Below are 16,460 nucleotides of genomic sequence, written 5' to 3'. Positions count from 1 at the left end.
GGGGGTGTGAAGGTCTACGTGCGCGTCGGCCGGTCCGGCACGCGCGCGGGGAGGGCGCCCCGGGCGCGTCCGGCGTACGGCGCCGGACGCGCCGCCAGTGCGACGGCGCAGGCCAGCGCGGCGGCCAGGCTCCCGGCCGCGAAGGCCGCGGCGGGGCCGTGCGCTTCGGCGAGCCGGCCCGTGACGGCGATCGCGAGGGCCTGGCCGCCGACGAGCGCGCTCGTCGCGAAGGCCATCGCCTCGGCAAGCCGGGCCGGCGGCACCGTCCGCTCGGTGAGCGCGAACACGGTGATCAGGTGCGGGGCGTACGCGACGCCGAGGACGGTGACGACGGCGTAGAGGGCGGGGAGGCTGCCCGTCCACAGCAGGGGCAGCGACAGCGCGAACGCGGTCGCGGTGGCCGCCCGCCAGCGCGCCCTCAGCCCGACGTGGGCGGGGACGGCGGCCATGGCCAGCCCCGCGACCGCGCTCATCACCCCCATCGCCGCGTACACGAGCCCGGCCTGGTCCGGCTGCCCGAGCCGCTCGGTGAGCGCGGTGATCCCCGCCTGGCAGGCGCCGAACATCGCTCCCTGGAGGGCGAGGGAGGCCCACAGGGCGTGGACGGAGCGGGGCATCCGGGAAGCGGCCCGCGAGGGCGCGGCGGTACCGGGGTCCGGGGTGGTGCCCTTGTCCGAGGCGGCACCCGTGCCCGGAGCAGTACCCGTGCCCGGAGCAGTACCCGTGCCCGGAGCAGTACCCGTGCCCGGAGCAGTACCCGTGCCCGGAGCGGTGTCCGCCGGCGGGGGCGCCGTCGCCCGCGCCGTCGGGTGGAGCGCGAAGCCCGTGCCGCACAGCGCCACCAGGGCCGCCGCGGCGCCCAGGGCGTACGCCGGATGGGCCAGCACCGCCGCCAGGCCGACCAGGGCCGGGCCCAGCACGAAGGAGACCTCGTCCAGGGCGCTCTCGAAGGACAGGGCGGCACCGACCGTGGACTCGGGGGCCCGCGCGCGGCGGGCGAGGGCCACCAGGCGGGTGCGGGCCAGCGGCCCGATCAGCGGCACGCAGGCGCCCGTGCACACGGCCAGGAGGGCCAGCAGGGGCGTCGGCAGCCCGGCGAGCGCCCCGGCCACCAGCGCGGCGATCGCGAGGGCGTTGGCGAGGCCGAAGGCGAGGACGACCGGGCGCTGGCCGTGCCGGTCGGCGAGCCGGCCCACCAGGGGGCCGCAGGCCACCTGCCCGACGGCGAGCGCGCCGCCGGTCAGCCCGGCCGCGGCCAGCGAGCCGCTCGTCCGGGCGACCAGCAGGACGCTGCCGAACTGGATCGTGGCCGTGGGCAGCCGCCCCAGGAACGACACGACCGGCAGCAGCGGTCCGGTCAGGCCGATGACCTCTCGGTACGTCTCCAGCGCGCCGCGCCGCCGCGTGCTCCCCATCGCTCGAGGCTAGCCCGCGCGGGTACGCCCGTGGAGGGGCCGATGACACGAAGGACGGCCGGGCGGGTACGTAGCTTTCCATGACACCTGAGCGATCCGACCCGGTGGTGCCCGCGGGCCCCGGTGCCTTCGCGCCGCCCGCCGCCCCCACCGCGACGTACCGGCTCCAGCTCCAGCCCGAGTTCCCCTTCGGGGCCGCGGCGGCCGCCGTGCCGTACCTGGCCTCGCTCGGCGTCTCGCACCTGCACCTGTCCCCCGTCCTGGAGGCCGTGCCCGGCTCGCCGCACGGGTACGACGTCGTGGACCACGCGCGCGTGCGGGAGGAGCTGGGCGGCGAGGAGGGGCTGCGGGCGCTGGCGCGCACCGCGCGGGAGCACGGGCTCGGCCTGGTGGCGGACATCGTCCCCAACCACATGGCGATGTCCCCGCGCCACAACCGCGCCCTGTGGGAGGTGCTGCGGGAGGGGCCCGCGTCGCCGTACGCGCGGTGGTTCGACATCGACTGGGAGGCGCAGGGCGGGCAGGTGCTGGTGCCGGTGCTCGGCGGGCCGCTGGGCGAGGTGATCGGCGACCTGCGGGTCGACGGCGACGTGCTGCGCTACCACGAGCACGTCTTCCCGCTGCGGGAGGGCACCGGGGACCTGCCGCTGCCGCAGCTGCTGGACGCGCAGTGGTACCGGCCGGTGTGGTGGCGGCTGGCCCGCACGGAGCTGAACTACCGGCGGTTCTTCAGCATCTCGGAGCTGATCGGGGTGCGGGTGGAGGACCCGGAGGTGTTCGAGGCGACGCACGCCACGATCCTGCGGCTGCTGCGCGAGGGCGTGCTCGACGGGCTGCGCGTCGACCACCCCGACGGGCTCGCCGACCCCGACACCTACCTGCGGCGGCTGCACGAGGCGACCGGCGGCCGGTGGACGGTCGTGGAGAAGATCCTCGCGGACGGGGAGCACCTGCCCGCGTCGTGGCCGGTGGCGGGCACCACCGGCTACGACGCCCTGCGCCACGTCGACGGGCTCTTCACCGATCCGGCGGGCCACGGAGAGCTCCTCGGCCAGTACCGGCGCTTCGCGGCGCCGCAGACGGACCGGGGCGGCGACTGGGCGGCGACGGCGCGGCGGGCGGCGTACAAGGTGCTCACGCACGAGCTGGCCACCGAGTGCGCCCGGCTGACCCGGGTGGCGCACCGCCTGTGCGCCACCTCGCCCGACCCCGCGCTGCGCGACCGCGCGCCGTGGGCGCTGCGCACCGCGCTGCGGGAGCTGCTGGTCCGCATGGAGGTCTACCGGCCGTACGCGTCGGTCGACGCGGCGTCGGTCGTCACCGAGGAGGCGGCGCGTCAGGCGCGGGAGGCGTTCGCGGTGCCGGAGGAGGCCGGCGCGGTCGACGTCGTGCGGGACCTGGTGCTCGGGCGGGCCGGGGACGGGCCGGACCACGTGGAGTTCCGGACGCGGTTCGCGCAGACCGCCTCCGCGCTGCGCGCCAAGTCCGTGGAGGACACGGCGTTCTACCGCTATGTGCCGCTGCTGTCGGCGAACGAGGTGGGCGGCGACCCGGGCGCCCCCGCGGTCTCCCCCGAGCGGTTCCACGCCTACTGCGCGCGCGTGCAGCGCGACTGGCCGCTGACCGGCACGGTCGTCTCCACGCACGACACCAAGCGCAGCGCCGACGTGCGGGCGGCCCTGGCCGTGCTCACCGAGGCGCCGCGACGCTGGGCGGACGTCCTGACGGAGGTCACCCGCACCGGTGACGGCGTGCCCGACGCGCAGCTGGCGTGGGCGGCCTGGCAGACGGTGTTCGGGCTGGGGCCCGCGGACGCGGAGCGCGTGCGGCAGGCGCTGCTGAAGCACGTGCGCGAGGCGGGGATGTACACCAGCTGGACGGAGCGGGAGCCACCGTACGAGGAGGCGGTGGAGCGGTTCGTGGCGGCGGGCCCGTGCGGGGCGCCGGGCGAGCGGGTGGCCGCCTTCCGCAAGAGCCTGGAGCCCCACGTCCGGGCCAACGTCCTCGGCACGGCCCTGATCCACCTCACGATGCCGGGCGTGCCGGACCTCTACCAGGGCACCGAGGCCGAGTACCGGGCGTTGGTGGACCCCGACAACCGGCGCCCCGTGGCGTATCCGCCCGCCGACCCCGGCGAGAAGGCGGCGGTGACGCGGGCGGCGCTGCGGCTGCGCGCGCGGCGGCCGGACGCCTTCGGTGACACCGCGACGTACGAGCCGCTGGCCGCCGAGGGGCCCGCGGCGGGCCACTGCGTGGCGTTCGCGCGCTCCGGCGAGGTGCTCACGGCCGTGACCCGGCTGTCGCTGCGGCTGGCCCAGGAGGGCGGCTGGCGGGAGACGGTGCTGCCGCTGCCGCCGGGGCGGTGGGCCGACGTGCTCGCCCCCGGGCGCGTGTTCTCGGGGCACGCGCGCGTGGAGGAGCTGTTCGCGCGGCTGCCGGTGGCGCTGCTGGAGCGGGCGGAGGCGGAGGCGGCCGGGGAGCGCGGCTGACCCTGCCCGGGGCCTGGTCAGCCGGCGGCCGTCCGGAGCCCGCCGCGGATGTCTCGGACGTCTCTCGGACGTCGCGGGGCGGTCCGGGCCGCGCGGCGGGCCTGGGCGGCGCTGCGGACGGCGAGTTCGGCGTGCGGCCGGAAGGCGCGCCCCATCGGGGTCAGGCGCACGCCGCGTGGCATGCGCTCCAGCAGCGCGCCGCCGACCGACCGCTCCAGGGCCTTGATCTGGTGGGAGAGCGCGGGCTGGGTGACGTGCAGCACCTCGGCCGCGCGGGTGAAGGACGCCTCCTTCCACCGCTCGATGGGCGCGGAGGTCACCCTCGTGGAGGCCGCCGACCGGATCGTGCCGCTGGAGGACGCGGACGTGGCCCGTCATCTGACGCGCGGTCTGAAGAAGCGCGGTGTCGACGTGCAGGCGGGCGCCCGGCTGCTGGACGCGGAGGTGCTCGACGACGGGGTACGCGCGCGTGTGCGCACGGCGCGGGGCGAGACCCGCGCCGTGGAGGCCGAGCGGCTGCTGGTCGCGGTGGGCCGCGCCCCGGTCACCGACGGCCTGGACCTGGCCGCCGCGGGCCTGGCGACGGACGCGCGCGGGTTCGTCGTACCGGCCGACTGGGACCGGCTGGAGACGGCGGTACCCGGTATCCACGTGGTCGGCGACCTGCTGCCGCCGCCGTCGCTCGGACTGGCCCACGCGTCCTTCGCGGAGGGCCTGCTGGTGGCCGAGACGCTGGCGGGCGTGCCGTCCGCTCCCGTCGACTACGCGGCCGTGCCCCGGGTGACGTACTCGTCACCGCAGACGGCCTCCGTGGGCCTGAGCGAGGCGGAGGCACGCGCGCGCGGGCACGAGGTGGACGTCGGCACGATGCCGCCGACCGCGATCGCCAAGGGCATGGTGCACGGGCAGGGCGGGATGGTGAAGGTCGTCGCCGAGGCGGGCGGCGGACGGGTGCTGGGCGTGCACCTGGTGGGCCCGCACGTGTCGGAGATGATCGCCGAGAGCCAGCTGATCGTCGGCTGGGACGCCGAGCCCTCCGACGTGGCGCGGCACGTCCACGCGCATCCGACGCTGTCGGAGGCGGTCGGCGAGGTGTTCCTGACGCTGGCGGGGCGCGGGCTGCACCAGCAGTGAACGCCGGAGCCCGCGTCCCGCGGCCCGGCCGTGCGGGACCGCGGGACGCGGGCCCGGCAGGTCAGTCCCGGCGCAGGGGCACGGCGGCCCGCGGGCTCCGCCCCGGATGGTCCGAGCGGTCCGAGCGGTCCGAGCGGTCAGGATGATCCAGGCAGTCCGGGTAGTCCGGATGGCCCGAGTGGTCCGAGCTGCCCGGGTGGTCCGAGTGGTCTGGATGGCCCGGGTGGCCCGGACGGGAGCGGCCGGGTGCGTGCCGCCCGGCGAGCTCGAACAGGGCGAGCACCATCCGGGCCTGGTACTCGGCCTGGCGCGCGACCGGGATCCAGCGCGCCCCGCAGCCGTCGCGGTAGTCGGCGCACCACGCGTCGAGGAGCCGGTCCAGCTCCGGCAGCGCGCCGGCCGGATCGCGCCCGGCGCCCCGTACCAGCTGGTGCAGCAGTCCCGCCGTCCGCAGGACCAGCCGGCGGGCCGCGATGCGCAGGGCCGTCAGGTGGGCGGTGCTCAGCGGCGGGAGGGGGCGTCCCGTGCCGTCGTCGGTGTCGGGGTCCCACATGTCGGCGAGCCGGGGGCAGACCAGGAGGTAGTCGTCGACGGGCGCGAGCAGGCAGGCCGTGCCGGGACCGGCGGCGAGGTGGGGCCGGACGCGGGCGAGGAGGGCGCGCAGGATGCGGGTGTCGCGGCGCAGGGTACGGCTGACGGTGCGCAGGAGCGCGTCGGGGTCGGCGGGCGGCGAGCCGTCCGCCACGGCGGCCACGCCCCACATCGGCGCCTCGACGACCGCGGTGACGGTGCCGTACCGGTTCGGGTGGCACCACGTCGACTCCACGGCGGCCTCGGTGATGGCCTCGGTCAGGTCGCCCCGGCGCGGCGGGGGGATGCGGTAGACGGCGGGGCCCAGCTCCGGCCAGTGCAGGGCGTCGTAGGGGCCCAGCTCCCGGGGGATGCCGAGGCGGGCCGCGGTGCGGGCGAGGCGCTGCGGCAGGCCCGGCAGGCTGTGGGTCACCTCGACGAAGCCGCCGCCGACGTCGACGCCGTGCAGGGAGCACTGGAGGAAGGGCCGCAGTTCGTCCTGGAGGGCGAGCAGGGCGCGGGTCTCCGGCAGGGTGGCGCGGGCCGCGCCGTCGGGCAGCCATTCGGGCTGTTCGAGGAAGCCGGGGCGGAAGAAGTGACGCGCGTAGTGGCCGAGGGTGTAGGGGCCGGTCAGCCAGCCCTCGTTGCGGCGCAGGCCGTCGGGGTCGAGGCACAGCAGCAGGTTCCAGGTGGCGTCGGCGTCCTCGGTGAGCCGGGGGTCGGCCAGGGCGCGTTCGGCCAGCCGCAGCACGGTGGCGCCGCCGACGGGTTCGTTGGCGTGGGGTCCGGCCACGACCAGGGCCTGGCGGCTGCCGCGGCCGACGGACAGCAGCCACAAGGGGGTGCCCGCGCGGGAGGCGCCGACGCGGCGCAGGCGCGCGGTGCCGGGGTGGCGGGCGGCGAGCGAGGCGGCCCGGGCGCCGAGTTCGTCGGCGGTCGGGTAGCGGAGGAGGGGCGTCAAGGCACACCTCCACAATGTGGCGCCGTCGGTTCACCTGCGGTGCACGGTGTACGCACAGTCAGTCACGACTTGCCGGGTACGTCAACACCGCGGCGGAAAGCGGAAGTTGTGCGTTCCCGATACGCCGACCGGGAGCGATGCCAAGGCCAGAGGTGGGGTGCCGCCCCGTGTGCCGCCCGCTCAGCCGGCCGACAGCCGGAACACCATCTGCCCGAAGCCGATCTGGTCGCCCTGGCGGACGACGGCGGCGCCGACGACCCGGCGCCCGTTGACGGTCGTCCCGTTGGTCGATCCGAGGTCGCGCAGGACCCACATGCCGCCCTGGAAGCCGAGTTCGGCGTGCACGCGGGAGACCGTCTCGTGGCTCAGCCGCAGCCCGTTGGCGGGGTCCCGGCCGATGCGCAGCGGCCGGCCGGTGCCGGGGTGGGGCAGCAGCAGCTTGGGGAGCCGCTCGGCCTGCCAGGCCCGGCGCAGCCGTACGGTGAAGCCGGAGACCGCCTCGACCGCGCCGAACACCAGCCGTGACGCCCGGTTCTCGGCGGGCAGGTCGGCGGTGAGCACGGCGAGCTCCTCCGCGTGGCGGGCGGCCAGCGCCAGCTCCATCCGGCGGATGAACGTGTCGTGCGACAGGCGGCCCAGGGCGACGCCCTCCCGGAGCGCCTTCAGCGCCTTGTCCCGCTCCGCGTCGGACAGCCGCGCGGGGTAGGTGGGGAACTCGAAAGACGACGTCACACATGTGATTGTCGGTCAGCGTGGCCGGGGTGTCCAGAAAGCGGCCGGACGGCCGCCTCCCGCGCGCGCGTTTGGCGACACCCGGCGCGAAAGGCGCCATTCACCAGCGGATTGATCCTGTGTGCAGCACGATGGACGGGCTACGTCACCGTGAGCAGACGAAGGGGAACCGTCCGTGCAGTTCGAGGTGTGGGCACCGCAGGCCGGCCGTGTGACGCTCCAGTGCGACGGCGTCACGCACGCGTTGGAGCGCGATCCGGAGCGGCCGGGGTGGTGGCGGGGGGAGGCTCAGGCGCGGGACGGCTCCCGGTACGGTTTCGCGCTGGACGACGGGCCGGTGCTGCCCGACCCGCGGTCGCGGCGGCAGCCGGACGGCCCGGACGGGCTGAGCGCGGTCGTCGACCACGGGCGGTACGCCTGGCGCGCCGAGTGGTCCGGGCGCCCGCTGCCGGGGGCGGTCCTGTACGAGCTGCACGTGGGCACGTACACGCGCGAGGGCACGCTGGACGCCGCCGCCGAGCGGCTGGACCATCTGGTCCGGCTGGGCGTCACGCACGTGGAGTTGATGCCGCTGTGCCCGTTCCCCGGCCGGCACGGCTGGGGGTACGAGGGCGTCTCGCCGTGGGCGGTGCACGAGCCGTACGGCGGGCCCGAGGCGCTGAAACGCTTCGTCGACCGGGCCCACTCCCTGGGGCTGGGCGTGGTCCTGGACGTGGTGCACAACCACCTCGGCCCGTCCGGCAACCACCTGCCCGCCTTCGGCCCGTACTTCACCGACATCCACCACACCCCGTGGGGCGTCGCCGTGAACCTGGACGCGCCCGGCTCGGACGAGGTGCGCGCGTATCTCGTGCAGAGCGCGCTGGCGTGGCTGCGCGACTACCGGATCGACGGGCTGCGGCTGGACGCGGTGCACGCGCTGGTGGACACGCGCGCGTGCCACTTCCTGGAGGAACTGTCCACGGCGGTGGACGCCTTGGCCGCCGAGACGGGCCGCCCGCTGTTCCTGATCGCCGAGTCCGACCGGAACGACCCGCGGATCATCACCCCGCGCGCGGAGGGCGGCCTCGGCGTGGACGCGCAGTGGAACGACGACTTCCACCACGCCCTGCACGCCGCGCTGACCGGGGAGTCGCAGGGCTACTACGCCGACTTCGCCCGCGATCCCTTCGCCGCCCTCGCCAAGACGCTCACCGGCGGCTACTTCCACGACGGCACGTACTCCAGCTTCCGCGGCCGCGGCCACGGCCGCCCCCTGGACCGCACCCGCGTGGCCGCGCACCGGCTGCTCGGCTACAGCCAGACCCACGACCAGGTCGGCAACCGCGCCCAGGGCGACCGCCTGTCCGCCCTGGTCTCCCCCGGCCTGCTGGCCTGCGCGGCCACGCTGACGCTGACCGCCCCCTTCACGCCGATGCTGTTCATGGGCGAGGAGTGGGCGGCGGGCACCCCGTGGCAGTTCTTCACCGACCACACCGACCCCCAGCTCGCCGACGCGGTACGGCGCGGCAGGCGGCGGGAGTTCGCGGCGCACGGCTGGAAGGAGGAGGACGTGCCCGACCCGCAGGACCCGGCGACCCGCGACCGCTCCTGCCTCGACTGGTCCGAACCGGAGCGTGAGCCCCACGCGCGCGTGCTGGCCTGGTACCGCACGCTCATCGCCCTCCGGCACGCACAGCCCGACCTCACCGATCCCGACCTCGCCGACACCAAGGTCGCCTACGACCGCGGCCGGCGCTGGTTCGCCTTCCGGCGCGGGGACATCCGGGTGGCCGTCAACCTCGGCGCGGAGCCGGCCACGATCCCCCTGGGCACCCGCCCCGCGCGCGTGCTCGCCGCGTGGGAGCCGGTCGACGCCCCGGGCGGGGACGGGATGCTGCGCGTTCCCGGGGAGTCGAGCGTGGTGCTGCTGCAGGAGTGAGCGCGGGGGGCGGGCCGCGGGGGGCGGCCGGGGGCGGGCCGGCCCGGCAGGACGGTTACGGGGCGTCGTCCCCGTCGTCCTCGCCGCCCCCGCGGCAGGCCGTGCCCTTCCCGTGCCCGGTCTCGTCGCCCCCGTGGTGGACCGCGTCCCCTCCGTACCCAGCCGCGTCCCCTCCGTGCCCAGCCGCGTCTCCTCCGCAACGGGCCGCGCCACGCTCGTGTCCGGCCGCGTCCTCCGCGCCGTCGTCGCGCAGTTCCGTCACCCGCTCCAGCAGGATCGCCTCCCAGGCGCGCCGCAGCTGGGTCCGCAGCAGGGGCGGCGGGGCGGGGGCGGGGCCCGTGAGGGCGTCGGCGAGGCGGACGACCGTGTCGCAGCGGGCGAGCCACAGGCCGCGCAGGCAGGGGCGGGCGCCGTATCCGGCGAGGGTCGCGGCGCGCACGGCGGCCGGGGAGCCGACGGCGCGCGCGAGCCCGGCGATGTCCTCGGCGGGGTCGCCGACGACCGCGTCGCCCCAGCCGAGGACGCCGCGCACCCGGCCGTCGGCGCTGACGACGAGGTGCTCAGCGGTCAGGGCGTGGTGGACGAGGACCGGAGTGCCCGGCTGGGCGGTGAGCTGTGCCGTGGCCGACGGAGTGAGCTGGGTGAGCGGGGCCGGGTCGAACTCGTCGGCCTCGGCCAGGCGCCGGGCGGCGCGTTCGGCGGCCAGGCGCAGCGCCCGCAGGTCGCGCGGGGCGGCCCGCGGCACGCCGAGGGTCTGCGCCTGCCGCACCGGCACCTCCCGCAGCCCCGTGAGCAGCCCGGCGAGGTCGGCCTCGCCGAGGGCGGACACCTCGTGCTCCTCGCCCGAGCCGCCGGGCAGCCTGGTGTCCAGCGTGCAGGACAGGCCCGGCGCCCACTCGCCGCGGGCCACGCTCGCCGGCACTCTGACGGGGACGTGCGGGCGGACCAGGTCGCGCAGGCGCAGTTCCCGGCGCTGCCGCACGGCGGCCTCGCGGTCGGCGGCCAGGCGCAGCACGTGACGGGTGCCGACCCACCAGGTGGTGGGGCCCGCGCCCGCCGCGACGGGCCGGACGTCGGGCCCGCCGGCGGCGTCCGGGCGCCCCGTGCCACCCGCACCCTCCTTCAGCAGGGATCGGGCCAGTCGGCGGACGGTGTCCGCGGTGGGGGTCGGTGCCTGGGTCATGGTCGCGCCGTGTCGTCCGGGAGGCCGTGGGTGTACGGGAGTCCGTGGGTGTACGGAAGTCCGTGGGTGTACGGGGGTGTGCTCGGGGGAGCCGGGGCGCAGCCCGTCACTCCACCAGGACCATCTCCCGGGTCGTGTCGTTCAGGCGCCGGCCGCCGGTCTCGGTGACCGTCACGATGTCCTCGATGCGGACCCCGAAACGGCCCGGCAGGTAGATGCCGGGTTCGACGGAGAAGCACATGCCGGGTACGAGGGACTGCCGCTCGCCCTCGATCATGTACGGCGGCTCGTGCGTGGTGACGCCGATGCCGTGCCCGGTGCGGTGGATGAAGTACTCACCGTATCCGGCGTCGGTGATCACCGCGCGGGCGGCCCGGTCGACCTCCTGGCACGCCACGCCGGGGCGCACCGCGCGAAAGCCCGCCTCCTGGGCCTCGCGCACGATGCCGTGCACCCGGCGCTCCTCGTCGGTGGGCTCGCCGACGTGGACGGTGCGGGAGGTGTCGGAACCGTAGCCGTCCCTCAGGCCGCCGAAGTCGAGGACGACCATGTCCCCGTCCCGGATGACGCGGTCACCCGCCTCGTGGTGCGGGTTGGCGCCGTTCGGGCCGGAGGCGACGATGGTGAAGTCGACCTGCGCGTGCCCGTAGCGCCGCAGCAGGTCGGCGAGGTCGGCGGCGACGGCGGACTCCCGGCGGCCGGCGAAGCGGACCTTCCGGATCTCCTCGAACGCCGCGTCCGCCGCCGCGCCCGCGGCGGCCAGCAGTTCCACCTCCGCCGTGTCCTTCACGGCCCGCAGCATCGGCAGGGCCTCGGTGAGGGAGGCGTAGGCGGTGCCGGGCAGGGCCTTCTGCAGGCCCAGCAGGTGCAGCGCCCAGGTGTTGTCGCTGATGCCGAAACGCCCCGAGCCGTCCAGGAGCGCGGCGGTGGCGGCGTAGGGGTCCGTGCCGTCGGTCCAGTCGCGCAGGGTCAGGGCGGGGGCGCCGGCCGCCTTCTCGGCGTCCGGGGCCTCCAGCGTGGGGACGACGAGGACGGGCTCCCGGCCGGGGGCGATGACGAGGAGGGTGAGCCGTTCGGTCTCCGCGGTGGGCGCGTATCCGGTGAGCCACACCAGGTCGGGCCCCGGGGCCACCAGGAGTCCGGCCAGCCCGGCGCCGGCGGCCTCCCGCGCGGCGCGCTCCATGCGGGCCCGGTAGTCGTCTGCGGTGAAGGGCGCGGACATGGTGCCGGTCATCGGGGCCTCCCTGGAAGTGACGTGACCACGGGCAGCATCCTGCCCGGAGCGAGGAGGCGGCGCGAGCCGGTTTGCCCGGCTGCGGACGCGAGCCGGATCCACGGGCCGTGGAAGCCGGATCCACGGGCCGTGGAAGGTCGTGGAAGGCCGTGGAAGGCGGTAGAAGGCCGCGGGAGGCCTTGAAGAAAGCCCTGGAAGCCCTGGGAGGAGAAGAGGCACCGTGCGGCTTCGGCGGCGGGCGGTCAGGTGACGACCCCCGGGACCGCCGTCAGCTGCTGGTACGCCCCGCTCTCGTGCCGCACCGTCAGCTTGACCGCGACGCCCGGGCGGGCACGGGCGACGGCGTGGGCCAGGTCGGCGGCCGAGTCGATGCGGGTGGTGCCGAACGCGAGCAGTACGTCGCCGCGGACCAGGCCGGCCGCGTATCCGGGGCCGGGCACGTGGACCCCCACGACCATCGCCCCCGGCTTGACGTCGTCCACGGCCTCCACGCCGAGGGTCGCGCGGGCGCGCGCCGGGGACGGCACGGCGGCCGGCGAGGGCGGAGCCGGGGCCGTGGACGCGCCGTTCGGCACCGTCCCGGTGCCGCTCCCGCCGGCCCGCCATCGCACGTCGGCGACTCCGTCCACGCCGATCACGGTGGCACCCGCCGCCCCGAGCCCCACTCCGGCGAGGACCAGGACCGTACCGGCCACCAGGCCGGACAGCAGGGCCTCGAACCGCCGGCGGCGCCGGCCCGGGCCGGGCGGACGACGGGCGGGGCTCCGGCCCGCACCGCCGCCGGGATCCTGTCCGGGCATCGGCTTGGGACGCAACGTGGTCTGTTCCATGGATCACCTCCGGCAGGTGCTCTACCCGGCCCACCGGCTCCCGACGAGTCACGATCGGGTGAGGCGTCACGATCGGGTGAGGCGTCGCGAACGGTGAGGCGTCGCAACGGTGAGGCGTCGCGAACGGTGAGAAGTCGCGAACGGTGAGGCGTCGCGAACGGTGAGAAGTCGCGAACGGTGAGGCGTCACGGTCGGGTGAGGAGTCACGTACGGGCGAGACCGAAGGCCGGTCAGCGCCGGGAAGCCGCGGCCTGAGGGACGGGCCGGTTCCGTCCGCCGGCCAGAGCCTGCGCCAGCGTCGCCGCCGCACCCCGCAAGCCGCCCGCGTGCACCAGCTCCGTGCGGTGCACGACACGGGGCTCGACGACCGGCACGCCGACGGCGCCCGGCACGCCAGCGGCCACCGAGCGGGGCAGCAGGGTGAGGCCGTGGCCGGCGGCGGCCAGGGCGGTCAGCAGGCGCACGTCGGTGCCCTCGTAGCGCAGGGCGGGACGGAAACCCCGGCCGCCGTTCACCGCGCGGAGCCGGTCCAGCGGCAGTCCCGCGCCGGGGGCGTCCAGCCAGCGGGCGTCGGCGAGGTCGCCGAGGCGCAGACCGCGGCGCCGGGCGAGCGGATGGGCACCGGGCAGCAGGACGTGCACCGGCTCCTCCGCCACCCCGCGGGTGGTCAGCGGCGCCACGTCGGGCAGGCGCAGCGGGTCGCTGGGAGCGGCCAGGCCGTCGGCCAGGCCCAGGTCGGCGGTGCCGGTGGCGACGGCCGCGAGGACCTCCTCCCGGGCCGTCACCCGCAAGGTCACGCCCGTCGGCGGGAGCGCGGCGAGGACGCCGGGCCCCAGGGCGGTCGGCGCGGTGGCGAGCGTCAGTCCGGGCGCGGGCTCGGCGGCCAGGCGCGCGACGTCGGCACGGGCCGCCTCCAGGCGCAGCAGCAGCGGACCGGCGTGTTCCAGGAGCCGTTCGCCGGCCGCCGTGGGAGCGACGGGGCGACGGGTCAGCAGCGGCGCGCCCAGGTCCTGTTCGAGCGCAGCGATCTGCTGGGAGACCGCGGACTGGGTGTACCCCAGTTCGCGGGCGGCGTCCGAGAAGGAGGCGAGCCGGGCGACGGTGACGTACGTGCGCAGCAGGTGCGGGTCCATGCGGTGAAGGATCTCGCAGCTCATCAGCGCTGCTTATCGCGGGTACAGGAATCATCGTTGGACGTGAACGAGGGGCCGCGCCCAGGATGAGGGCCATGACGAACACCGCAGCTCGCGCCGCGCGGATCGCCCTGGTCGGCGACCGCTCCCCCACCGTCGTGTCGCACACCCGGATCCCGCTCCTGCTCGACGCGCTCGCCGAGCGCGACCGGCTCGTCCTCGACGCCTACTGGATCCCGTCCGAGGAGGCCGGGGACACGGACGCGGTGCGCGGCTTCGACGCCGTGTGGGTGCTGCCGGGCAGCCCGTACCGCAGCGAGGCGGGCGTCCTGTCCGCGATCCGCACCGCGCGCGAGGCGGGCATTCCCTTCCTCGGCACCTGCGGCGGGTTCCAGCACACGCTGCTGGAGTACGCCCGGAACGTGTGCGGGCTGACCCGGGTCGCCCACGCCGAGAACGACCCCGGCGCCGAGGACTTCCTCATCACACCGCTGGCCTGCTCGCTGATCGGGCACGAGGCGGCGGTACGGGTGGAGCCGGGGTCGCTCGCCCAGACGGTGATCGGCGCGGAGCGCACGGTCGAGCGGTACTTCTGCGCGTACGGCCCCTCCCGCCACCTCGACACCCTGCGCGCCCACGGGCTGCGCTTGTCGGGGCACGACGAGGACGGGCACGTCCGGATCGCCGAACTGCCCGGCCACCCCTTCTTCCTGGCCTCGCTGTTCCAGCCGGAGCTGGCCGGCGACGGTTCGCGCCCGCACCCGATGGTCCGGGCGCTGGCGCGCGCCGCGGTGGCGCACGCCGCGCGGGAGCCCCGGCAGCCCCTGGGTCAGCCCGTGTGACCCTCGCCGTGGCCGCCGTGGGCCCCGCCGTGGTCGAACTTCAGCACCTCGGGCGGCATCACGACGAAGGGACGCATCATGCCCATGTCCTCGTGCTCCAGCAGGTGGCAGTGGTACATGAACCGGCCGTGGGCGCCGTCGAACCGGCCCATGATGCGCAGCATCTGACCGCCGGGCACCCGGTAGACGTCCTTGTGGCCGAGTTCGTTGGGCGCCGGCGTGACCGGCGTGCCGGCGTCGTACCGCAGGGGGCTGCGGGTGCCGCCCACGGCCGGGTCGAAGCCCGACACGTCGTAGGCGTCGCGGCCGAGGAGCTGGAAGTCGGCCAGGTGGATGTGCATGGGGTGGACGATCGGCGCGAGGTTGAGGAAGCTCCACTGTTCGTGGCTGCCCTCGGCGATGGTGTAGCCGAGGGCGTCGTTGAACGTGCGGGCCGTGCGCCGGTAGGTCCGGGTCACGCCGTCCGGGCCGGTGATCTGGATGACGCCGTCCGTGGGGACCTGGACGGGCCCCGCGTCCTCGATCTCCTCCATCTCCCACATCTCCGGGTGCCCGCCGGCGCCCTTGGTGGCGGGCGGGGTGAGGACGACCAGCCGGTGGCCGTGGCCGATGTCGTGGGTGAGCCGCCGGAAGGAACCGGAGAGCACCTGGGGCAGTTCGAAGGTGTCCGGCTCGCAGCTCGCCCGGACGCGGAACTCCAGCACGGCCGGGTAGCGCACGTCGCCCTCCGGGTCGGGCACGCCCGGCGGCCGGTTGCGGCCCTTGTCGACCAGGCGGAGCCGGCGGCCCGCGAGTCCGCGGAAGTCGACGAGCAGGTCGAACCGTTCGGCCGGGGCCGCGGTGAGCGTCGGCAGCGCGTCGTCGAAGACCGGCACCGGGCGCGGCAGCAGCCCGCCGTCGCTGCCGATCTGGTGGACGATGCCCGGCACCGGGTCGCCGTCCTCGTCGATGAGGACCAGGTCGTAGATGCGCGCGTTGGAGGCGTTGACGAGCCGGAAGCGGTACCAGGCGTCGTCCACCTCGGCGTACGGCCAGATGCGGCCGTTGACCGTCGTGTACGGGCCGGTGAACGGCAGGGAGACCGGCTTGCCCGTCTCCGGGTTGCGCTCCTGCACCACCACCGTCTTGTGCAGCAGCCGGCCGTTGAGGCGGCCGTCCTCGTCGGTGTCCAGGTTGCGGTCGGCGAGCAGCAGCGGGATCTCGCGGTCCCCGGAGGGCAGGTGGAGGGCGTCCTCCTCGTCGTCGCGGACGAGGTAGGTGCCGTACAGGCCCGTCATCACGTTCCACCGCGTGATGTTCATGGCGTGGTCGTGGTACCACCACTGGACCGCCGGGTGGTCGTTCGGGTACTCGGAGAGCTGGGCGTCGCCGAAGCCGACGGCGTTGTCCGCCCAGCCGTCGTTGCCGCCGCCGGTCTGCGCGCCGTGCAGGTGGGTCACGGACCAGGCGGGCAGGGCCGCGACGTCCTTGTCCGGCTCGACGCCCTCGCGGCCGGGCTCGGTGGTGGCGGGCGCCACGCCCGGGTCGCGCGCGGGCACCTCGACGGAGGTGACCGGGTACTCGCCGTCCTTCGGGATGCGGTTGGTCCAGGCGATGCGGATGCGCTGCCCGCGCCGCACCTCGATGGTGGGTCCGGGAACCTGTCCGTCGTACCCCCACATCAGGGTCGGCGGGAGCTGCGGGTGCAGGCGCACCCAGGCCGGGCGCAGGGCGATCTCGGTCTCGCGCAGCACGTCGCCGGAGGCGGGGCGCAGGACGGGCGGGACGGGCAGCGGCGCCACGTAGGGCGTCAGCTCGACCGGGGCCGGGCCCCGCTCCCCCGTGGTCTTGTCCCGCGCGGTCTCGTCCCGCGCGGACTGCGTCTGCGCGGTCGGCGCCTGCGCGACGCCGTCGGTGGTCAGGCCGATGAGGTCGGTCATGGTCGAACACCCCCGTGTGCTCTCTCGTCTGTTCGACTCATCTCGCCCGGGGAGACGCCCGGCGCGGCACCGCGGGTTGCCTGAACTTCTCATTCCG

The 16,460-nt window shown here is 76.1% G+C and carries 10 protein-coding genes and 3 pseudogenes; 4 read left to right on the top strand and 9 right to left on the bottom strand.

What is annotated here, in order from left to right; genetic code table 11:
* Positions 1 to 14: 14 nt before the first annotated feature.
* Positions 15 to 1,415 carry an MFS transporter gene (locus ABZ340_RS04900; RefSeq protein WP_358780323.1) on the bottom strand — a complete coding sequence of 467 codons (1,401 nt, stop codon included), beginning with the start codon at positions 1,413 to 1,415 and terminating at the stop codon, positions 15 to 17.
* Positions 1,416 to 1,495: 80 nt separating this feature from the next.
* On the opposite strand from ABZ340_RS04900, the gene treY reads away from it, so the two are divergent.
* Complete coding sequence (gene treY, locus ABZ340_RS04895; protein WP_358780322.1) at positions 1,496 to 3,904, top strand: malto-oligosyltrehalose synthase; 2,409 nt, start codon at positions 1,496 to 1,498, stop codon at positions 3,902 to 3,904.
* Positions 3,905 to 3,987: 83 nt separating this feature from the next.
* Here the strand turns inward: treY and ABZ340_RS04890 are convergent.
* Positions 3,988 to 4,224 (bottom strand): annotated as a pseudogene (locus ABZ340_RS04890) (LysR family transcriptional regulator); the annotation flags it as partial.
* Between ABZ340_RS04890 and ABZ340_RS04885 the strand changes: the two are divergent.
* A pseudogene (locus ABZ340_RS04885) lies at positions 4,181 to 5,038 on the top strand (FAD-dependent oxidoreductase); the annotation flags it as partial. The pseudogenes ABZ340_RS04890 and ABZ340_RS04885 sit on opposite strands and share 44 nt — an antisense overlap.
* A gap of 61 nt (positions 5,039 to 5,099) precedes the next feature.
* On the opposite strand, the gene ABZ340_RS04880 reads toward ABZ340_RS04885, so the two are convergent.
* Positions 5,100 to 6,584: a M14 family zinc carboxypeptidase gene (locus ABZ340_RS04880; protein ID WP_358780321.1), complete on the bottom strand. Its 1,485-nt coding sequence runs from the start codon at positions 6,582 to 6,584 to the stop codon at positions 5,100 to 5,102.
* A gap of 165 nt (positions 6,585 to 6,749) precedes the next feature.
* Positions 6,750 to 7,301, bottom strand: a complete 552-nt coding sequence (locus ABZ340_RS04875) for a DUF1707 and FHA domain-containing protein (protein ID WP_358780320.1) — start codon at positions 7,299 to 7,301, stop codon at positions 6,750 to 6,752.
* 175 nt (positions 7,302 to 7,476) lie between these two features.
* Here ABZ340_RS04875 and treZ point away from each other — a divergent pair, with 175 nt between their 5' ends.
* Positions 7,477 to 9,222, top strand: coding sequence for a malto-oligosyltrehalose trehalohydrolase (gene treZ, locus ABZ340_RS04870; protein WP_358780319.1), 1,746 nt, complete (start codon positions 7,477 to 7,479; stop codon positions 9,220 to 9,222).
* A 226-nt stretch (positions 9,223 to 9,448) separates the two neighbouring features.
* Here treZ and ABZ340_RS04865 read toward each other — a convergent pair.
* From ABZ340_RS04865 to ABZ340_RS04850, 4 genes and pseudogenes are all read right to left on the bottom strand, one after another.
* Positions 9,449 to 10,405 (bottom strand): annotated as a pseudogene (locus ABZ340_RS04865) (aminoglycoside phosphotransferase family protein); the annotation flags it as partial.
* A 106-nt stretch (positions 10,406 to 10,511) separates the two neighbouring features.
* Entirely contained in the window at positions 10,512 to 11,639 is a 1,128-nt protein-coding gene (locus tag ABZ340_RS04860) for an aminopeptidase P family protein (protein WP_358780318.1), read from the bottom strand.
* Positions 11,640 to 11,881: 242 nt separating this feature from the next.
* Positions 11,882 to 12,469: a PDZ domain-containing protein gene (locus ABZ340_RS04855; RefSeq protein ID WP_358780317.1), complete on the bottom strand. Its 588-nt coding sequence runs from the start codon at positions 12,467 to 12,469 to the stop codon at positions 11,882 to 11,884.
* Positions 12,470 to 12,699: 230 nt separating this feature from the next.
* Positions 12,700 to 13,602, bottom strand: a complete 903-nt coding sequence (locus ABZ340_RS04850; protein WP_358780429.1) for a LysR family transcriptional regulator — start codon at positions 13,600 to 13,602, stop codon at positions 12,700 to 12,702.
* Between the two features lie 95 nt (positions 13,603 to 13,697).
* On the opposite strand from ABZ340_RS04850, the gene ABZ340_RS04845 reads away from it, so the two are divergent.
* Positions 13,698 to 14,444 (top strand): hypothetical protein, encoded by a 747-nt coding sequence (locus ABZ340_RS04845; protein ID WP_358780316.1) that lies wholly within the window; start codon positions 13,698 to 13,700, stop codon positions 14,442 to 14,444.
* On the opposite strand, the gene phsA is transcribed toward ABZ340_RS04845, so the two are convergent.
* The gene (gene phsA, locus ABZ340_RS04840) at positions 14,432 to 16,363 is read right to left on the bottom strand and encodes an O-aminophenol oxidase PhsA (protein ID WP_358780315.1); all 1,932 of its coding nucleotides are present in this window, start codon (positions 16,361 to 16,363) and stop codon (positions 14,432 to 14,434) included. The genes ABZ340_RS04845 and phsA overlap by 13 nt on opposite strands.
* Between the last annotated feature and the right edge of the window lie 97 nt (positions 16,364 to 16,460).

It is taken from the genome of Streptomyces sp. NPDC006134, from assembly GCF_040628835.1.
GTDB lineage: Bacteria > Actinomycetota > Actinomycetes > Streptomycetales > Streptomycetaceae > Streptomyces.
Note: the sequence above shows the minus strand (reverse complement) of the source record. Positions and strands in the feature narration are given on the sequence as shown.